Origin of the sequence: Acinetobacter sp. ABJ_C1_1, from assembly GCF_044684115.1 — a bacterium.
GTDB lineage: Bacteria > Pseudomonadota > Gammaproteobacteria > Pseudomonadales > Moraxellaceae > Acinetobacter > Acinetobacter nosocomialis_A.
In genome coordinates this window covers 1-16,098 of the sequence record NZ_JBITPU010000028.1, presented here as the reverse complement: position 1 = coordinate 16,098, position 16,098 = coordinate 1, and the positions used below count along the sequence as shown (strand labels likewise).

Genomic DNA, 16,098 nt, shown 5'->3' with positions numbered 1-16,098 from the left:
TTGTGATTTTGTTATTTGATATTTAATTTTTTGGGTTGTTTAAATTAATTTAAAAATTATCAAGATTTATAATAAATAATAAAAATTAGGTTGGCATTATTTAATTTCATGAAAAAATAGGTTTTTTAACTGATTATTTCGCTTTATAAATATATTTTTTTAATGTTGGCATTTTTATTGCTTAATTACTCTTATCTTTAGTAGAACATTTAATTTGATACCCTATAAATGATAATTCAAACCGTCTTGCTCTCTTATGGTGTTTTTTTTACATGAAAATTGCACCAAATAAATACATTTTTTTTGTTTTGCACCATATTTGTGCATGGAGAGGTGTAATGAGGTTTTGGGCTTCGGTACTCACCTTACTCATTCTATGTGGTTGCTCTTCATCTGAACAAAGTAGAAAAACTCAAGAAAACTTGGTAGCCCATCCGATATGCGTTTTTGATAGTACAAATACAAAAGTCTGTGTAGCCAAACCAGCCCAAAGAATAGTTTCTCTATTTGAGTCGGGTTTAGATGGCCTCTATATGCTAGGGCAAGGCGACAAAGTAATTGGTATACCTGCCGAAGTATACATCCAACCTTTATTATTCGATGCTTATTCAAAAATAGATAAGCGTATTGCCAATAAACAGCTAGCAGCGCCTTCACAAGGGGCAAATGCAACCAATATTGAAAGTCTGGTGTTGTTAAAACCTGATCTGGTGATCTTGGGGAGCGGGCAAACTCAAACGATCGAGCTGTTACGGCAGTTTGGCATTGCTGTATATGCCATGGAGTCAGGTACTTACCAGCAAGTAAAAGAAGAGCTATCTGAAATTGCTGTTCTAAGTGGAGCTCAAAAGCGAGCTCAGGAAATTTTGACTTTTTCTGATGAAATTATGGCAGAAGTCGCAGCAAAAACGGCACGCCAATCAAATAAGCAATCGATTTACTATGCGTGGTCAGGTGGGCGAATTTTTTCCACTTCGGGACGTCAGTCTATTACCAATGACTTTATTGAGCTGGCAGGTGCTTACAACATTGTTCAGACCAATGCTAACCAACCCAATGTAAATCCCGAGACTCTCATTGAATGGAACCCTGACAATATTGTGCTTTGGAACACCAACCCAAAACTGATTTATGAACGAAAAGAATTACAGGGTTTAAGCGCTGTACAAAACCGAAAGGTATTTAATTTGAGTCCTGCATTTATATATAACCCGCACACCATCAAAATCATTATTACGGCGATTTATCTAAATCACGGTATTTACCCTGAACAGTCCGATTTACCAGTAAGTGCCTTACAACAGCGTATTTTAACCAAGTTGTATGGTGAGCACCTTGCCAAAGCGTTGGTGCAATGAATATGGAAAAACTGAAATATTATTGGTTTTACCCGTTACCTTTCGTCATGATTTTTATCTCTTTGCTCATTGGGCCTACGCAAACATTAAGTGCATGGGACTATTTGCGGTGGGGTGTGCAAGCAGTCTTTGGTACGCCATATTTTGATGCTGAACAATTTAGACTGATGCAGAACATACTGGTCAATGTCAGATTACCCAGAATTTTACTGACCTTTATGGTGGGAGCTGCATTAGCAACCGCGGGTAATGGATTGCAGGCATTGTTTCGTAATCCATTGGTTGATTCTTATGTACTCGGTATTTCATCTGGTGCGGCGTTCGGTGCAGCTTTGGCACTGTCTTTAAATTGGCTTTCACCAAACCTATCAGCCTTTATTTTTGGCGTGTGCGCCGTTGGCTTAACGTATTTATTTGCACATCAAAAACATGAAAGCCAGACATCTTTAGTCATGGTAATTTTATCGGGCATGATTGTTTCAGGGTTGTTTTTGGCAGGACTTACAGTTATTCAATACCTAAGTGATCCATTTAAACTGCAAGCCATTGTGCAATGGACGATGGGTAACTTACATCAGGCGTCTTGGCAAAAGGTTCAATACGCCGTGCTTCCTATTTGTATTGGCCTTGTCGGATTATTTGCAATGCGTTGGCGCTTAAACTTAATGGCACTCGGTGCTGAAGAAGCGCAGGCGGTGGGTGTTAACCCAAGGTGGGAACAACTTCTTTTAATTGCTCTGGTGACTGTATGTACGTCAACTTCTGTGGCTGCGGCAGGCATTATTAGTCTATATGGGCTGTTTATGCCACATATTGTGAGAATGTTGGTTGGGCCAGATCATCGCTACAGTATTCCTGCCAATATGGTGTTGGGCGGCAGTTTTCTACTGTTGATTGATAACTTTTCTCGGGTTTTACTGACGTTTGAAATACCGATTGGTATTTTTACCATGCTACTTGGCGCGCCATTTTTCTTATTATTAATGAAAACACAGAGGACTCATTGGGCATGATTCAAATTGATCAGTTAAATTATGCCTATGGGCACAAACAAGTCCTTAAAAATATTCATCTGGAGTTTCCTGAAAATCAGTTTTCAGTGATTTTAGGGCGTAATGGTTGTGGTAAATCTACACTTTTTAAATTGATGGCGGGCCTAGAACCTGTAAAAGATGGCTTGATTCGCTACTCAGGAAAACTTCTATCGGACTTTAAAGGGAAAGACCGGGCAGCCTTACTCGGTTTTTTACCGCAGTTTCATAAAACCGTATTTCCATTTTTAGTTAAAGATGTGGTGATTACGGGGCGTGCTGCTTTTAGCCGATATCGTCCTTCAAAGTCAGACTGGGAACGTGTAGACCAATCTTTGCTTGATTTAGACATCGAGCATTTACGTGACCGTCCTTATACCGAGTTATCGGGTGGTGAACGGCAATTGGTTTTGATTGCGCGTATTTTAGTGCAAGCACCGAAAGTCATTTTGCTCGATGAGCCAACCAATCATCTCGATGTTTATTACCAGTCTTATTTAATGAAAAAGTTGCGTCAGTTGTCGCGGCAAAATTTTACGGTGATTGCAATTATGCATGATCCTAATTTGGCTTTTTTATTTGCAGATCATTTGTTTTTTATGCGCCAACATGAAGTCGTTAAGCCTGAGTCAAAAACACGAATAACCGATCCGAAGTTTTTAAAAAGTGTCTACGATGTTGAGTTCCATGAAGCCATGATTCAAGACAAAACCATTGTTATCCCTGATCATTCTTGGCTATAAATATGACTTTTCACTATCATCTAGCAGACAAATCAGACTATGCATCTGCTGTAGAGTTTGCACTTTATACAAGACATTTATTATTCCCAGAAATCTATCATGGGCAAGTTCCCAAAGATTTAAAAAATTTTGGGCAATATTATGTTAATGATCCATTAGGTTGCTTTATTACGGTAAAAGATAAAAACCGTATTATTGGCACTATTGCATATCGGGCGTATGACCATCGTTTTGATTTAAATTTGCCATCTAATACAGTGGAAGTGGTTAAGTTGTTTGTATTGCCTGAATACCGCCGTAATGGCATCGCAACTCAGCTATGTGACATGTTGTTTAGCCATGCAAAAAACAATGAAATTACTACTTTGTATTTGCACACTCATCCATTTTTACCTGCGGCTGAAGAATTTTGGCGGCTCCAAGGCTTTGACGTTATTAAAAGAGAATGGATCGATACGTATGACACCATTCACATGAGTAAATCTTTATAGCGCTTTATTATGCATATGAAATCTTTTTTGAAAATGGGTAGGTGGATAACCCATAATTTTACTGAACATTGCAGTAAATGCTGCCGAGTGCTCATAGCCTAAACTAAAAGCAATTTCCGTAATTGAGATATTCTCTTTTAAGGCATTTAAAGCATAGATGATGCAGACCCGATTACGCCAAGCCTGAAAGGACATACCCGTTTCTGACTTAAACCAGCGGTGAAAAGTCCGTTCACTTTTATTGTGGTCATGTGCCCAATCTTTAGGGCTGCTATGAATATTGGGATGCTGCATAAACTCAGCACACTGTTTAGATAACAATGTGTTGTGAGGTAATGGAATAAACAGAGGTAGGGCTGGTGCAGCTTCTAATTCATATAACAATAAATCGATAAGAGCGCCGTCTCGGCCTGCACGTTGGTAGTCAACAGGTAGCTGATTTGCCTGAATCAGCAGTTGATGTAACAAAGGCGAGACTTGGATAACCTCGCAATAGTTTGCTTGTCTTGGGGCATGGTCTGCTTCTATATACAAACTATAAGTACTGACTTTAGACAACCATACCTGATGTGATTTACCTGCGGGTATCCATACACCGCTATAGGGTAACACGAGCCATTGTCCATCTTCAGTTTCAACTTTCATGAGGCCTTCGGGTGCATATAAGAACTGAGCGCGACGATGGCTATGCGTATCTAACAAAGTATCAGCAGGATAATCTGATCCTAACGCTAGAACCGCTTGCGGTAGATGGTCTACATCGTTAATTGGAATATTACGCATATATTTTTGGCTGAAATAAATAAAAAAATGGCTTTTCTACGTTAGTTTGCCATAGAGCTATTTTATATCATGCCTCTATAAACGTGAGGAAGATGATCATGCTATATGAGCTATTTTTATTTGGACTACTTTCAGGCATAACCACTTGGTTATTTGGCTTTGGCGGCGGATTTGTTGCTGTGCCTTTGCTTTATACAGTCATTATTCAAAAGTGGAGCAGTGAAAGTAGTGTCGGCATACATGCCATGCAAATCGCCGTAGCTACATCAGCCTTTGTCATGCTATGTTCGGCAAGTTTTGCAACCTTTCGGCACTATCGGTCCGGACATATAGATTGGCAAAAAATCCGCTTTTTATGGAGTGGTATCGCATTTGGTGGAGTTGTCGGTGCTGTAATGGCCTCATTGTTTAATGGCAGTTGGCTTCGTTGGATATTTATGGGTTATGTGTTCATAACCATTATTGATTGTTATTACAGACCTGGATTTATGGTGGCATCACTGCAAAAGCAACAGTATGGTCAAAACACTGAACTCATTAAAGGCGGAATTATCGGCTGGGTTGCAGCACTTTTAGGGGTTGGAGGAAGCGTAATGACAGTTCCTTTATTACGGCGTCGGGGTAGTTCTATGGCAGAGGCCGCGGCTATTGCAAATATTCTCACGCTGCCTTTGTCTTTAACTGCAACGCTGACCTATTGTGTATTGTCACTTTGGCAATCTACATGGGCACCTAGTGGATTTATCGGTCTAATCTGGTTAGAAGCTGCCTTATTCTTGGTTGCAGGAACATGGATTGGGCTATATTTTTCAGAAAAATTTATTTCAAAACTACCTGATTTATGGCGTGCAAAGTTGTATCCATTACTTTTAATCTTGGTTTTGCTGGTGATGCTTGTTGGCAATTAATTATTGATTTAATTTGTTACCGTAGCTAGCACCTATAAATCAACATATTACGTATTTATAAATGCTAGCTATGAATAGATGGTTATAGTGCAATTTTACTATAGATCGTTCTTGCTTCTGAGGTAATTGCTGTCATGTGAATCGCGCCGTGAATCATTCCATCTAATAAATGAAAGTTCACCTGAATACCAGCATCCCATAGTTTTTGAGCATATCTTTCACCATCATCCCGAACAGGGTCATATTCACAAACAAAAATGGTTGCATTTGGCAGTCCATCTAAAGACTGAGCGAGTAACGGACTTACAAGTTCATTCTGTTTTTCATTTTCCTCTTGCACATATTGATTCCAGCAATAAACCATTGTGGATGACTCCAAACCATAGCCTTCGGCGTATCGGCTATACGAATTGCTACTCATCGTGGCATCTAAAGCTGGGTAGAAAAGAAGTTGATGGCTCACCATAATTTCTGGGTGTTGTTTTGCCTTTAAACATGCGGCGGCAGCTATATTTGCGCCCGCACTATCACCACCTACAGCTATACAGTTTTGATCAATTCCAAATAGTGAAGCATGCTTATGGATATAGCGAAATGCTGTAAAAAAATCATTTAAAGGTGTTGGAAACTTAAACTCTGGAGCTAAGCGATAGTCCACAGAAAATACAACGTGTTGAATAGATTCTGCTAACAACCGACAAGTGCGGTTCCATGCATCTAAGCTTCCGAGACACCAACCGCCACCATGTGCAAAAACTAAAGCAGGCCGTTGCTCAACATTTTCGAGCGAATAGGGAACATAAACACGCACTTCAATTTCGGCACCATCTGACACAGCAACATAAAAACTTTGCTGATAGCTTGCATCATGCTGAATACCTTGCTGATCAATAATGTCTTTGTTTACTTGCTTCCTAAGTTCTTGTAATGAGTTTACAGCCTGTGAGGTTGGTCTAGACTTAAGCCAGCTTTCAATTTCAGCAAGTAGTGGCATGGCTTTTTTCCTGCTGCAAAAAATCTAAAATGAGTGAGCTAAATACTTCTGACTGTTCTTCCATAATGAAATGACCACAGTCTTTTACAATCGCACTGGTTAAATGTGGTGAAACCTTTTTCATGGTTTCATACGGTGCATTATCCGTAGCATGTTCAGCGCCTATGACTAAAACTGGCATATCTAAACTTTTAGTTTCTCTGATTTTATTTTGACGAATAGTCTCTGGAATAGAGCGGTAATAATTAAAACCCGCCGTTAAACGACCCGGAATTTTATAGGCTTCGATATAAGTTTCAGTCGCCACTTTATCTTTGTGCCACGACCATTTATCAAACATATAATTTAAATAAGTATCTTCACGGCCTGCAATTAAAGCTTCGGGTAAATCTAGGGTTTGGTTAAACATGAAGTGCCAAAGAAAAATGTTTTCACTCGGCTCAACAAAAATAGGAGGTGCGGGTGCTAAACCGGGAATCACAGCCTCTGTGACCGCAAGACGAGTTACAGACTCAGGAAAGTCAGATGCAAGCGCATAGGCAACCCACATGCCAATGTCGTGGCCAACAATTGAATAAGTTGGATTTTCAAGTTGAGTCATGAGTATTGATAAAATTTTAGCGATGCGACCCGTATCGTAACTTCCATCCAGTGGAGCTGAATTTCCTGTTCCGGGTAAATCAACCGCGATCGCTCGATAACCCTGTTTCGCCAGCTCAAGCATGACTTTGTGCCACGCGTACCATGTTTGTGGCCAACCTGGAATTAGTAATACCGCTGGGCCTTCACCTAAGGTGACGTAGTGTAATTTTTTACTCTCGATGTGAATGTAATGATGTTGGAATTCGTTATGTGAGTTTTCATTGAATAATTGAGTTTTCATGTTGATTTCTCTTACACTTCCTTAAATACCCAATAGCTGATTAATTTGAGTCTGATTCACAGGGGCAGCAGCAAAGTCATCAAACACTTTATCGGTGACATGAATAATATTTTGCTTAATGAATTCGGCACCTTCGCGTGCGCCATCATCTTTATTTTTGAGGCAACATTCCCACTCTAATGTGGCCCAGCCTTCGTAGTCGTAATGTGCTAACTTTGAAAAAATTGCTTTAAAGTCAACTTGACCATCACCCGTAGAACGGAATCGACCCGCTCGATTTCCCCAGCTTTGATAGCCGCTATACATTCCTTGGCGACCTGTTGGGTTAAATTCGGCGTCTTTAACATGAAACATGCGAATGAAATCTTTATAGATATCGAGATATTCCACATAGTTCAGTTGCTGTAAAACAAAATGGCTTGGGTCAAAAAGAATATGGCAACGTGGGTGGTTATGAGTCCGCTCTAAAAACATTTCAAATGTAATGCCATCATGCAAATCTTCACCGGGGTGAATTTCATAGCAAAGGTTGACGTCTTGTTCATCACAAGCATTCAAAATCGGAAGCCAACGACGTGCTAATTCATCAAACGCTGTTTCAATAAGCCCTGACGGTCTTTGAGGAAATGGAAATACATAAGGCCATGCTAAAGAGCCAGAAAATGTCCCCATGTCTTTAAGCCCTAGGCGGGCAGATGCCTGAATTGAAGCGAGCATTTGTTGTTTTGCCCACACGGTTCTAGCTGCTGAATTACCATGTAAATGAGAGGGGGCAAAGTTATCGCACATTGAGTCATAAGCAGGGTGTACAGCCATTAATTGCCCAAAAATATGAGTCGTTAACTCACTAATTTTTAAGCCATGATTGCTTAAAGTACCTAATATTTCATCGCAATAATCTTGGCTTTCTGCTGCCAAATTGACATCAAATAAACGCTTATCCCAAGCAGGAAGTTGTACCGCTTCAAAGCCTTGGTTTGCTACCCAAGCAGCAATATCTTCTAGACGGTTAAAAGGGAAAACATCATCACTAAATTGAGCAAGATGAATACTTGGGCCTTTGATGGTTTTCATAATAAAACCTAATTAGTTGTCGATCGACAAACAATAGGCTTAATTTTGGATAAAAACAACTTTTTATTTGAAAATCAAAACAAAACGAAAGTATTTTGACTAAATCTCATTGATTTATTTGTGAAAATATTTTTTTCGAATAATAATAAAAAGAGGTACTCAATTTGATAAAGGGTCATTATGGCTGGCAGACCAAGAGAGTTTGATCGAGAAGAAGCCCTCGTAAAAGCGAGAGATTTTTTCTGGCTTCACGGCTATGAAGGCACATCAATGTCAGATTTAGTTGAAGTTTTGGGGATTGCCTCAGCTCGAATTTATAAAGCGTTTGGCTCAAAAGAGGCCTTGTTTAGAGAGGCCGTAAATCACTATGAAAAGAACGAAGGTAATTTCGCGCTAAATGCTTTAAAGCAAAAAAATATTAAGGATGCAATAAACCAATTATTTCAAGATGCACTAGCCCTTTACACGCAAGCCAACCATTCGTATGGGTGTATGGTTGTGTCGGCAGCGAGTGTGTTAGGTGAAGAAAACCAAGCTGTTTTGGAATGGATGAAAGCACAGCGTATTGCACGGGGCCAAAGTCTGGTCGATCGATTTGTTCAGGCAAAATCAGACGGACAATTGGTGGCAGAGGCGGACCCTAAAACTTTAGGGCAATATTACGCGCTTGTTCTGCATGGATTATCTGTTCAAGCAAGAGATGGATATTCGCAAGAAGAGTTAGCGACAGTAATCAGCTTTGCTTTACAGAACCTTGATCGATATTTAGCAACCTAATTCAGGGGAATATTAACAAGACTCTGATTGGGGTTAACCAATTTGTGTGGAGTATAAGGAGACCTAAATGGTTTCCTTTTTTTATTGAAAAATTTATTTCAAAACTACCTGATTTATGGCGGGCAAGATTGTATCCGCTACTTTTAATAATAGTTCTACTCGTCATGCTTTGTGTAAATTAACTTTTTATTTCAATTAATTGAAGAGTAATCTCTCTTAAAAATCGGATCTCTAAATACTCTAAAACTGTAAATTTTATGTCTTAAATGGCCGCTAAATGACAGATAGTTTGAGATTTAATTATTAAATAAAATCAATAGATTGTAAATTTTATTGACACTTGATCTCATCATCATTTTGTCATATAAGTTAAGATTTATCTTAAATGTATGTCAGATAAGTTAAGATTTTTTGAATACTACTGAATGGGTTACAGAGATGTAGCTGAGAGAAAATTATAAAAACTTTGGATTACTGATCAAATTATTGGAAAAATGAAATCTTTTGATTGTGAGGGGCAGCATGATAAGAAGATTAAGACAACGCCAGCGTTAGTGTTAGCGATGATCTATATAGACAATGGTTGAAATTAAACAACAGAAGCAATCAGATATTTCAAAAGTAGGTGACATAATCACTTTAAAAAGTGGACAAGCAAGTTCTGATTGGCTCATTAAAAATCATTGAAGATTTAGATGACGAAATTACTTGTTGCTCCGCTTCGACTGGGACATTATTAAAGGAATATGTATAACGTGATGAGTAATAAAGAAGACTTAGATATTGAAGTTTATAAAACTATGTATGACTTCCTATTAAAAGAATATGATTCCGCTCGTGCTCGTTATGCTAGACATGAAGACAAGGCTTCTAAGTATTTAGGTATTGCTTCTATCATTATTGCAGCGGCAAGCGTATTAATTAAATATTACTTAATTGATCTTAAAGTAACTGAAAAGGTATTTATTGATAATATTACTATCTTATTATTATTTACATGTTTTATTTCTCTGTGTGTAGTCATTCGAAATCTATTACAAGTAATGCAGACAGTTGAAATAGAAAAACTTGATACTAGTTTGAAAATGATTGATTTTTTTACTCAAAATGAAAAAATTTCTATTTACTACAATCTTGCTAGAGATTTAAGTTTTGCTATAGATTCTTATGAAGTTCAAAATAAAATTAAGACAACATTTTTAAGAAAAGCTTTTGACGAATTGAAAGTAAGTGGATTAATCTTTATAGGTGCGATACTTACGATTTTAATTAGTTACTTTATGAGGTAAAAATGAGTGATCGGAAACCAACACCGCCTATTGTAAAAACACCAGATAGAGTAAAAGTAGGTGATTCTAAGCCAATAAAAGTTAAATAATCTAAAAGCTCATCAATTGATGGGCTTTTCTTTAATAGAGAAATAATATGAGTTTAGGTATTTGTAAGCTATGTTGTGAGAAAAAGGAGCTACAACGCTCACATGTAATTGGGAAAACGGTTTTTAGTCGTATTTTACGTAAGTCTGTAGGCAATGCTGGAATAAGTATTTGTTTAAAAGATAAGAAAATATCAAAGAGTAATGATACTTGGGATTCCAAGCTTTTATGTAAATCTTGTGAATCTTTTTTTAATCGTAAATTTGAAGACTACTCAATTCATGTATTAAGAAAAGAACAAAAAGGTGTAAATGCCAGTGAAAGTGAGCTGGGTATATTTTTAAAAAATGTAGATCAATACCGCTTAATTCTTTATATTTGCTCAATTTATTGGAGAGCAGCTTATTCTAGTCATGAAAGTTATAATGGAATCGTAATAGAAAGGGGAATTAGTCAGTATTTAGTAAATGCCTTTACAGATAAATGTATTTTAAATCCTACACTAATTTCAGCACGAATAAGATTACTCGCCGATGAAAATGTTGGTAAATTATCAGAACATCCTGTTTCTATGATTGTAAACCCATATCATCGACTTACTCAAAAAGGTTATATGTTTTGTATGGCTTTTGAGGGCTATTTCTTTGAGTTATTCATAAATTCAAGTAGTTTTAAGGATAGGTTAAAGCCCGGCTACTTAAATCGAAAAGAAAAAAATTTATTCATCCCTTTAGTATATATAGAAGATATACCAGAAATTGCAGAGAGTATTAACCAGACTAGGAGAATTTATGAAGATTCTCCAGATAAAGGAAAATATCAGTTATAAGTTCTCAAATCGTTATATGATGACAAAGAAAATTTGTATAGGTGGTGATCTTAACGGTCAGGTTGTTGAGAAAGATGGTTAGTCATTTAAAGCTGCTGAAATTGATCCAGTTTTAAAGTCAGAGTATTTCACTCAGAGTTCTATTCTTGGAAATAAACGATTAAAGTTTTGGATTTGTTTTGATATAGATTTTCATGAAGCCACCCAAATTGTTAAAAAAAAGATGAGAACAAAATATTAACGTTTATATTGAAAAAACTCGATATATACTTTATATTATGTGAACTGCTTATCGTTAAATGCCTTTATTGGTTTTATAGTCCGTACTTTCCCCAAGGTACGGACTCTTTTTTATTTTAATTTTGCTAATCTTTCAGATAAATTAAATTTCTTCAATTCTTTATAATTAGTTAAAGCCATAACATCCAAGCTTCCTATACCATTTTGCCATCTAGGTATATAAAGGGAGCCAAAACTAGTACTTGAAGCTTCAGTGTATAATGTATCAATAAAGCTTAAATCTTCTGAGTTAAACAATTTCACTACTTCATCAAAAACACTTGGACGTCCTGCTTTAGTAAATATTTTAAGAGGAGTTGGTCGGTAGCCAATATATAATCCTAGAATTGGCCACCACATGATATATTCTTTTGCTTCAAATATCGTTTGAGCAACTGATTTTAGATATAAAAATATATCTGCTTCACATAAATCATTAAAAGAGATTATATCTTGATTTACATGTTCATTTAGTAATGCTGCAATCGGCTCAATTTTTTGTGGATATAGTGCCTTATAATTTTCATGATGATATGGAGCAAAGATTTTAAATGTTGACGTTCTTTCACCTCGATGAAAGTCAAAATGTGTGGGCGGATGAATATAAACCTCATCAATAAATTCATGTAATGCTTCAAATTCTTCATTTTTCAATAAAATTGCTATCGTGCTTAAAAAAAGTTGATAAATTATTGTTTCATATAAAAGGAAATCATTTGTTTTGTGCTGATGTATATTTTCATCAGTTAAAAAAATAAGTAAACCTTCTAAAAATTTTCGAAAATGTTTATAGATTTTCAATTCGTTTGAATGCATACAAACAGCATTCAAAAGTTTCTTGTACTCGATAGCATGTGGTTGAAATTGTAGAAAACCTTTTTTGACATCTTCTATTGTAGCTTCTGAAGCTTGAATAGATAATTTTTTTAATTCATTGGCTAGCTTATTTAAATATGAGTTAATTGTACCACTAGTATTAGGTTTTCCTTTTTCGATTGCATCAAGAGCAAATTTAAATTCAACATTGGTAAACATTACGTTTTCATTAACGTCATCTGTAATATAACTTGGACGACTACCAATTGTTTTTGGCCGCTCGTATTGGAAACGGTTATAGATCCATCTAACTAAACTCATAAAGTTATCAGCGTATGTTTCAGTATTAGATAAATCAATAAAAATACGACTAGAATAAAATACAGGAGGTACACATTCTGGTTCAGCAATTACTGCGACAATATTTTTATTATCTTTCTGCGAATAAAGTTCTTTAGAAAGAATTGTTGATTCTGTACCTACGCCTCCTTGTCTTGCGTTCGCTCTTTCTGTATATTTCTTATCTATCACCATAATTATTTTAGTAATTTCAGGGTCTAACACCATACTTTCCATATATTTTATAGAGTCATCCCCTGGACGTAAGTCCCACTTATCCAGAACAACAAAAATACCGCTATCATTTAAATCATTAGCTAAATTTAACACCCATTCTTCATGCTCTGGCGTAGTCCAACTGTAGGAAATAAAAACTTTCGGAGTTTGATCATTTTCAATATTTGTCATAATTAATATCTTTAAAAATTAATAAAAATAATGGTCTTAATTAGCATAACCGTTTATTAAAAAGTAAAATCAATTTTAGTTTTAATCAAGTTTATTATAGGAATTTCAAGAAAATTATTTTGAAATTAAGCCTTTTATTGAAATTTAATTCAGAAATAATTACTGAATATGAGAACCTCAGAAACGCACATTCAGTTCATTACAATTCTTAACCTTGAATAAAACAAAATTTTCCAATTTGAATAGCTCAATAATTCATAGCGTGTAGGATCAGGTGATAGCCCTAAAACTATTGAAAGCTGTGAAGCAAAAATACTTTATAAGTAGAAATTCAAAACGTCGAGTGGTATTGGGGCTTAGAAAAACAGAATAATGCAGGATCTGATTTGAATGAGTTGTGTTGGGAATGAAATAGATAGCGTTAAGGAATCGAGCAGTACAGACGCGTTTTATGAAAGAAAACTACCAATAGAAGTTAAATCTAAAAATCTTTAAAATAAGATTTATGGGGTTATCTTTATATATTTTGTAATATCAAATATTTGGAATTTAGTTCTAAATTATTGAAATAAAACTTAGTTGACTTTAAGTATTTTATAATTAATATAAAAAGATATCTCAGTTCTTTTAAAATGACAGAAAATGGAGTTATAAGTGAAAAATTATACTGTACTTGTTAAAGTTACTGAATCAAAATCATTTTTTAGAAAAGATGTTTATGAAGCCACTTTATTCGAGCATTCAAAAGTTATAGCAACTGGCTCCAGTTATGATGAAGCTATAAATAAGATTCAAGAAAAAATACTTGAGTATTTCGATTTTCTCAGTGACCGTGGTGAAGATATTCCTGAGCCGGCTGAGATGACCTCAATCATGTTTAAAAATCGTGACAAAGATGTTTTTTTTCACGTTATAAGTATTGATACGTCAGTGTATAGTGAAAAAACAGAAAAAATTAATGTAACTATGCCGATTTCATTAACGAGAAAGGTAGACGACTTTTTAAAAGATAAAGTTCATAATACAAACCTTTTTTCATCAAGATCAGATTTCATTACAAAAGCCTGTAAACAATATCTTCCTTTCGCGCAAAATTTGGCAGCCATTTTTAATAATGAAAAGAATTTTTCCGCTTTAAGATATAAAGAAGGTAATACAACTGATAATTGTTGTAATTTGTTAAATTATCTAAATAATTCTTATAGCGATGAAGTTATTCTTTTTGCAACGCATCGTACGCCAAGTCATGGTTATAGTCATGATGATGGACCTGAAACGAATTTACCTCTAATGGGGGCAATTGTTAAACTTAATTTACCTGCTTTAAGAGATACATATATTATTTTTGATGGGCTTTTCTTGACGGCCCAAAGAAAGCCTCGCTACAACGAAATCAAAGAAGTTCTCGATACTGCTGTATTAACAAATAAAACTAGTTTTATTCGGCATCCTGTCCCATTTACTTCTCAATTAGACTCTTTAGAAGCTGTAAAAATTTTAGGCGAATTCCCGAGAAATAAATTAACTCAAGATTCTAGGCCAGAATTTTTCAATCTATTGAGTAATATTTCAGAATCACAATATGTAAATTTGTAATCAAAAAACCCCGAGTAATTTTGCTGGAGCACACTCGGGGCTTCTACTAACGAACCGCAAGAATCATTTACTTTTTACCATAACCTGCTTGTAATAATTTTTCCACATCAGTTTTTTTGAATAATCTAATAGAATAATTATGATTACCAAATAAATGTGGTTTGATTAAGCCTCGTGTCACTAAACTCGTAATATGAGCTGCATGCATATTTAGAAAATTATTAGCTTCAGAGGCAGTAAAAAATTCTTTTTGAATTTCTGTTACATAGTTGAGCTGTTTTTGCGGAATAGAACGCCAATATGCTATACGCCGAACTGTTAAGAAACCTGTCCTAATCCAATTATTCTGAAGTTCATTAAATGTGCAGTTGAGTAGCTTAAGTACCTCATCAAGTTCAATAAAAGTAGGATCATTTTTCCTTTGTAAAAACTTATCAAAACTACGTCTTAGAATGGCATTGGGACGTATTTCTGGATCATCAATAATTAGCCAATTATGATCGATAAGTTGAGATACTTGTTCGGAGGAAATATTTAAAATAAGGGCTGCTTCATTTAGACTTAGAAATTCTTGTTTTTTGCTTTTTGAGCAAGTCCCTTCTTTTCTTCGTCCAAAATTGTGTTCGTATACTGTTACGTTCTCAATAATAGATTTGCTGATATGCTCAACATCATCTCTGCAATAATAGGCAGGATAAAGACTGTTTTGCATAACAGGGTTAATGCTCAAGCTAGCAAGTTTGTCTTTAAGCGTAACTACTGAAACATTTAATTTTTTTGCCAATGGGGCTAAAAAAATATATTTTTCATTAAAATCGAGAACAAATTTTTTATTTAAGCAAAATTTTTTATGACGATTGATAAATTTTTTTGTGACGGGAATATTTGGGATTTTTAAAAATTTATGGGTTAGAAGTTTATTGATACACAGTATTTGACTGATTTCAATAACACCAAAAAAATCGTTTGAATCATCTAGAAAAACAGGAGGCTTACTGTAAGTGTAAGATTTATTAATACTATTTTTATCATTGATTAGCCAGTCTTCAATGATTTTTGTTGTGAAATATGCTTTATCATTTTGCATGAGATCATCATGATAAAGAATTCCTATTCTTAGTCTCTTATGTAATGCAATAAAACTGACATTTAATATATATGTTGTATCTTTTTTGCTGAATTTTCTATCAATAAGTTTAGAAGAGCGCGAATTATATTCTTGAAATGGTGTGAGTATTTTCTCAAAAAAAGTACCAAATTTAGATTTTTTTCTAAAAAAAGGTAGTAATTGGATTCTCGGGTGAGCATATACTAAATTATTTTCTATTTCCTTTATAAATTTTTCCTTAAAGATATCTTTGTTAAAAAAATAATCATGACATAATTTTAAAATATAAGAGTAATCAATTCCCT

Annotated in this window: 15 protein-coding genes and 1 pseudogene; 10 read left to right on the top strand and 6 right to left on the bottom strand. The window is 35.3% G+C overall.

The genetic code is table 11. From position 1 onward, the window contains the following. The first annotated feature begins 338 nt into the window (after window positions 1–338). The 4 genes from ACG59Z_RS18440 to ACG59Z_RS18425 are packed head-to-tail and all read left to right on the top strand — an operon-like array spanning window position 339 to window position 3,623. Window positions 339–1,358 carry an ABC transporter substrate-binding protein gene (locus ACG59Z_RS18440; RefSeq protein ID WP_400200669.1) on the top strand — a complete coding sequence of 340 codons (1,020 nt, stop codon included), beginning with the start codon at window positions 339–341 and terminating at the stop codon, window positions 1,356–1,358. A 2-nt stretch (window positions 1,359–1,360) separates the two neighbouring features. Further along, a complete protein-coding gene (locus ACG59Z_RS18435) occupies window positions 1,361–2,371 on the top strand; it encodes a FecCD family ABC transporter permease (protein WP_400200668.1) in 1,011 nt (336 codons plus the stop codon). Then, window positions 2,368–3,132, top strand: a complete 765-nt coding sequence (locus ACG59Z_RS18430) for an ABC transporter ATP-binding protein (protein WP_400200667.1) — start codon at window positions 2,368–2,370, stop codon at window positions 3,130–3,132. The genes ACG59Z_RS18435 and ACG59Z_RS18430 overlap by 4 nt, the downstream gene beginning before the upstream one ends. A 2-nt stretch (window positions 3,133–3,134) precedes the next feature. Continuing rightward, window positions 3,135–3,623 (top strand): GNAT family N-acetyltransferase, encoded by a 489-nt coding sequence (locus ACG59Z_RS18425; RefSeq protein WP_400200666.1) that lies wholly within the window; start codon window positions 3,135–3,137, stop codon window positions 3,621–3,623. Here the strand turns inward: ACG59Z_RS18425 and ACG59Z_RS18420 are convergent. Then, window positions 3,618–4,406: an AraC family transcriptional regulator gene (locus ACG59Z_RS18420; RefSeq protein WP_400200665.1), complete on the bottom strand. Its 789-nt coding sequence runs from the start codon at window positions 4,404–4,406 to the stop codon at window positions 3,618–3,620. The genes ACG59Z_RS18425 and ACG59Z_RS18420 overlap by 6 nt on opposite strands. Window positions 4,407–4,504: 98 nt before the next feature. Here ACG59Z_RS18420 and ACG59Z_RS18415 point away from each other — a divergent pair, with 98 nt between their 5' ends. Then, window positions 4,505–5,314 (top strand): sulfite exporter TauE/SafE family protein, encoded by an 810-nt coding sequence (locus ACG59Z_RS18415; RefSeq protein WP_400200664.1) that lies wholly within the window; start codon window positions 4,505–4,507, stop codon window positions 5,312–5,314. An 82-nt stretch (window positions 5,315–5,396) separates the two neighbouring features. Here the strand turns inward: ACG59Z_RS18415 and ACG59Z_RS18410 are convergent, their stop codons facing one another. From ACG59Z_RS18410 to ACG59Z_RS18400, 3 genes are read right to left on the bottom strand one after another with little or no spacing between them, the layout of a single operon-like run. Beyond that, entirely contained in the window at window positions 5,397–6,308 is a 912-nt protein-coding gene (locus tag ACG59Z_RS18410) for an alpha/beta hydrolase (RefSeq protein WP_400200663.1), read from the bottom strand. After that, a complete protein-coding gene (locus ACG59Z_RS18405; protein WP_400200662.1) occupies window positions 6,292–7,191 on the bottom strand; it encodes an alpha/beta fold hydrolase in 900 nt (299 codons plus the stop codon). Before ACG59Z_RS18405 ends, ACG59Z_RS18410 begins: the two co-directional genes overlap by 17 nt. 21 nt (window positions 7,192–7,212) lie before the next feature. Continuing rightward, on the bottom strand, window positions 7,213–8,265 hold the full coding sequence (locus ACG59Z_RS18400) for a sugar phosphate isomerase/epimerase (RefSeq protein ID WP_000848932.1): 1,053 nt from the start codon (window positions 8,263–8,265) through the stop codon (window positions 7,213–7,215). 180 nt (window positions 8,266–8,445) lie between these two features. Here ACG59Z_RS18400 and ACG59Z_RS18395 point away from each other — a divergent pair, with 180 nt between their 5' ends. From ACG59Z_RS18395 to ACG59Z_RS18380, 4 genes and pseudogenes are all read left to right on the top strand, one after another. Beyond that, window positions 8,446–9,042: a TetR/AcrR family transcriptional regulator gene (locus ACG59Z_RS18395; RefSeq protein WP_400200661.1), complete on the top strand. Its 597-nt coding sequence runs from the start codon at window positions 8,446–8,448 to the stop codon at window positions 9,040–9,042. 77 nt (window positions 9,043–9,119) lie between these two features. Further along, window positions 9,120–9,224: pseudogene (locus tag ACG59Z_RS18390) on the top strand (sulfite exporter TauE/SafE family protein); the annotation flags it as partial. A 576-nt stretch (window positions 9,225–9,800) separates the two neighbouring features. Then, window positions 9,801–10,331 carry a hypothetical protein gene (locus ACG59Z_RS18385; RefSeq protein ID WP_400200660.1) on the top strand — a complete coding sequence of 177 codons (531 nt, stop codon included), beginning with the start codon at window positions 9,801–9,803 and terminating at the stop codon, window positions 10,329–10,331. A gap of 136 nt (window positions 10,332–10,467) precedes the next feature. Next, window positions 10,468–11,247, top strand: coding sequence for a hypothetical protein (locus tag ACG59Z_RS18380; RefSeq protein ID WP_396522975.1), 780 nt, complete (start codon window positions 10,468–10,470; stop codon window positions 11,245–11,247). 351 nt (window positions 11,248–11,598) lie between these two features. Here ACG59Z_RS18380 and ACG59Z_RS18375 read toward each other — a convergent pair whose 3' ends face one another. Beyond that, window positions 11,599–13,089, bottom strand: a complete 1,491-nt coding sequence (locus ACG59Z_RS18375; RefSeq protein ID WP_400200659.1) for a toll/interleukin-1 receptor domain-containing protein — start codon at window positions 13,087–13,089, stop codon at window positions 11,599–11,601. 654 nt (window positions 13,090–13,743) lie between these two features. Here ACG59Z_RS18375 and ACG59Z_RS18370 point away from each other — a divergent pair. After that, complete coding sequence (locus ACG59Z_RS18370; RefSeq protein WP_020753155.1) at window positions 13,744–14,685, top strand: type II toxin-antitoxin system HicB family antitoxin; 942 nt, start codon at window positions 13,744–13,746, stop codon at window positions 14,683–14,685. Between the two features lie 67 nt (window positions 14,686–14,752). Here the strand turns inward: ACG59Z_RS18370 and ACG59Z_RS18365 are convergent. Continuing rightward, on the bottom strand, window positions 14,753–16,098 hold a 1,346-nt coding region (locus tag ACG59Z_RS18365; protein ID WP_400200658.1), incomplete at its 5' end, for a hypothetical protein.

Coding starts and splice junctions, on each gene's coding strand:
- ACG59Z_RS18440 (WP_400200669.1), top strand. CDS start 339: ATGAGGTTTTGGGCTTCGGTACTCACCTTACTCATTCTATGTGGTTGC.
- ACG59Z_RS18435 (WP_400200668.1), top strand. CDS start 1,361: ATGGAAAAACTGAAATATTATTGGTTTTACCCGTTACCTTTCGTCATG.
- ACG59Z_RS18430 (WP_400200667.1), top strand. CDS start 2,368: ATGATTCAAATTGATCAGTTAAATTATGCCTATGGGCACAAACAAGTC.
- ACG59Z_RS18425 (WP_400200666.1), top strand. CDS start 3,135: ATGACTTTTCACTATCATCTAGCAGACAAATCAGACTATGCATCTGCT.
- ACG59Z_RS18420 (WP_400200665.1), bottom strand. CDS start 4,406: ATGCGTAATATTCCAATTAACGATGTAGACCATCTACCGCAAGCGGTT.
- ACG59Z_RS18415 (WP_400200664.1), top strand. CDS start 4,505: ATGCTATATGAGCTATTTTTATTTGGACTACTTTCAGGCATAACCACT.
- ACG59Z_RS18410 (WP_400200663.1), bottom strand. CDS start 6,308: ATGCCACTACTTGCTGAAATTGAAAGCTGGCTTAAGTCTAGACCAACC.
- ACG59Z_RS18405 (WP_400200662.1), bottom strand. CDS start 7,191: ATGAAAACTCAATTATTCAATGAAAACTCACATAACGAATTCCAACAT.
- ACG59Z_RS18400 (WP_000848932.1), bottom strand. CDS start 8,265: ATGAAAACCATCAAAGGCCCAAGTATTCATCTTGCTCAATTTAGTGAT.
- ACG59Z_RS18395 (WP_400200661.1), top strand. CDS start 8,446: ATGGCTGGCAGACCAAGAGAGTTTGATCGAGAAGAAGCCCTCGTAAAA.
- ACG59Z_RS18385 (WP_400200660.1), top strand. CDS start 9,801: ATGAGTAATAAAGAAGACTTAGATATTGAAGTTTATAAAACTATGTAT.
- ACG59Z_RS18380 (WP_396522975.1), top strand. CDS start 10,468: ATGAGTTTAGGTATTTGTAAGCTATGTTGTGAGAAAAAGGAGCTACAA.
- ACG59Z_RS18375 (WP_400200659.1), bottom strand. CDS start 13,089: ATGACAAATATTGAAAATGATCAAACTCCGAAAGTTTTTATTTCCTAC.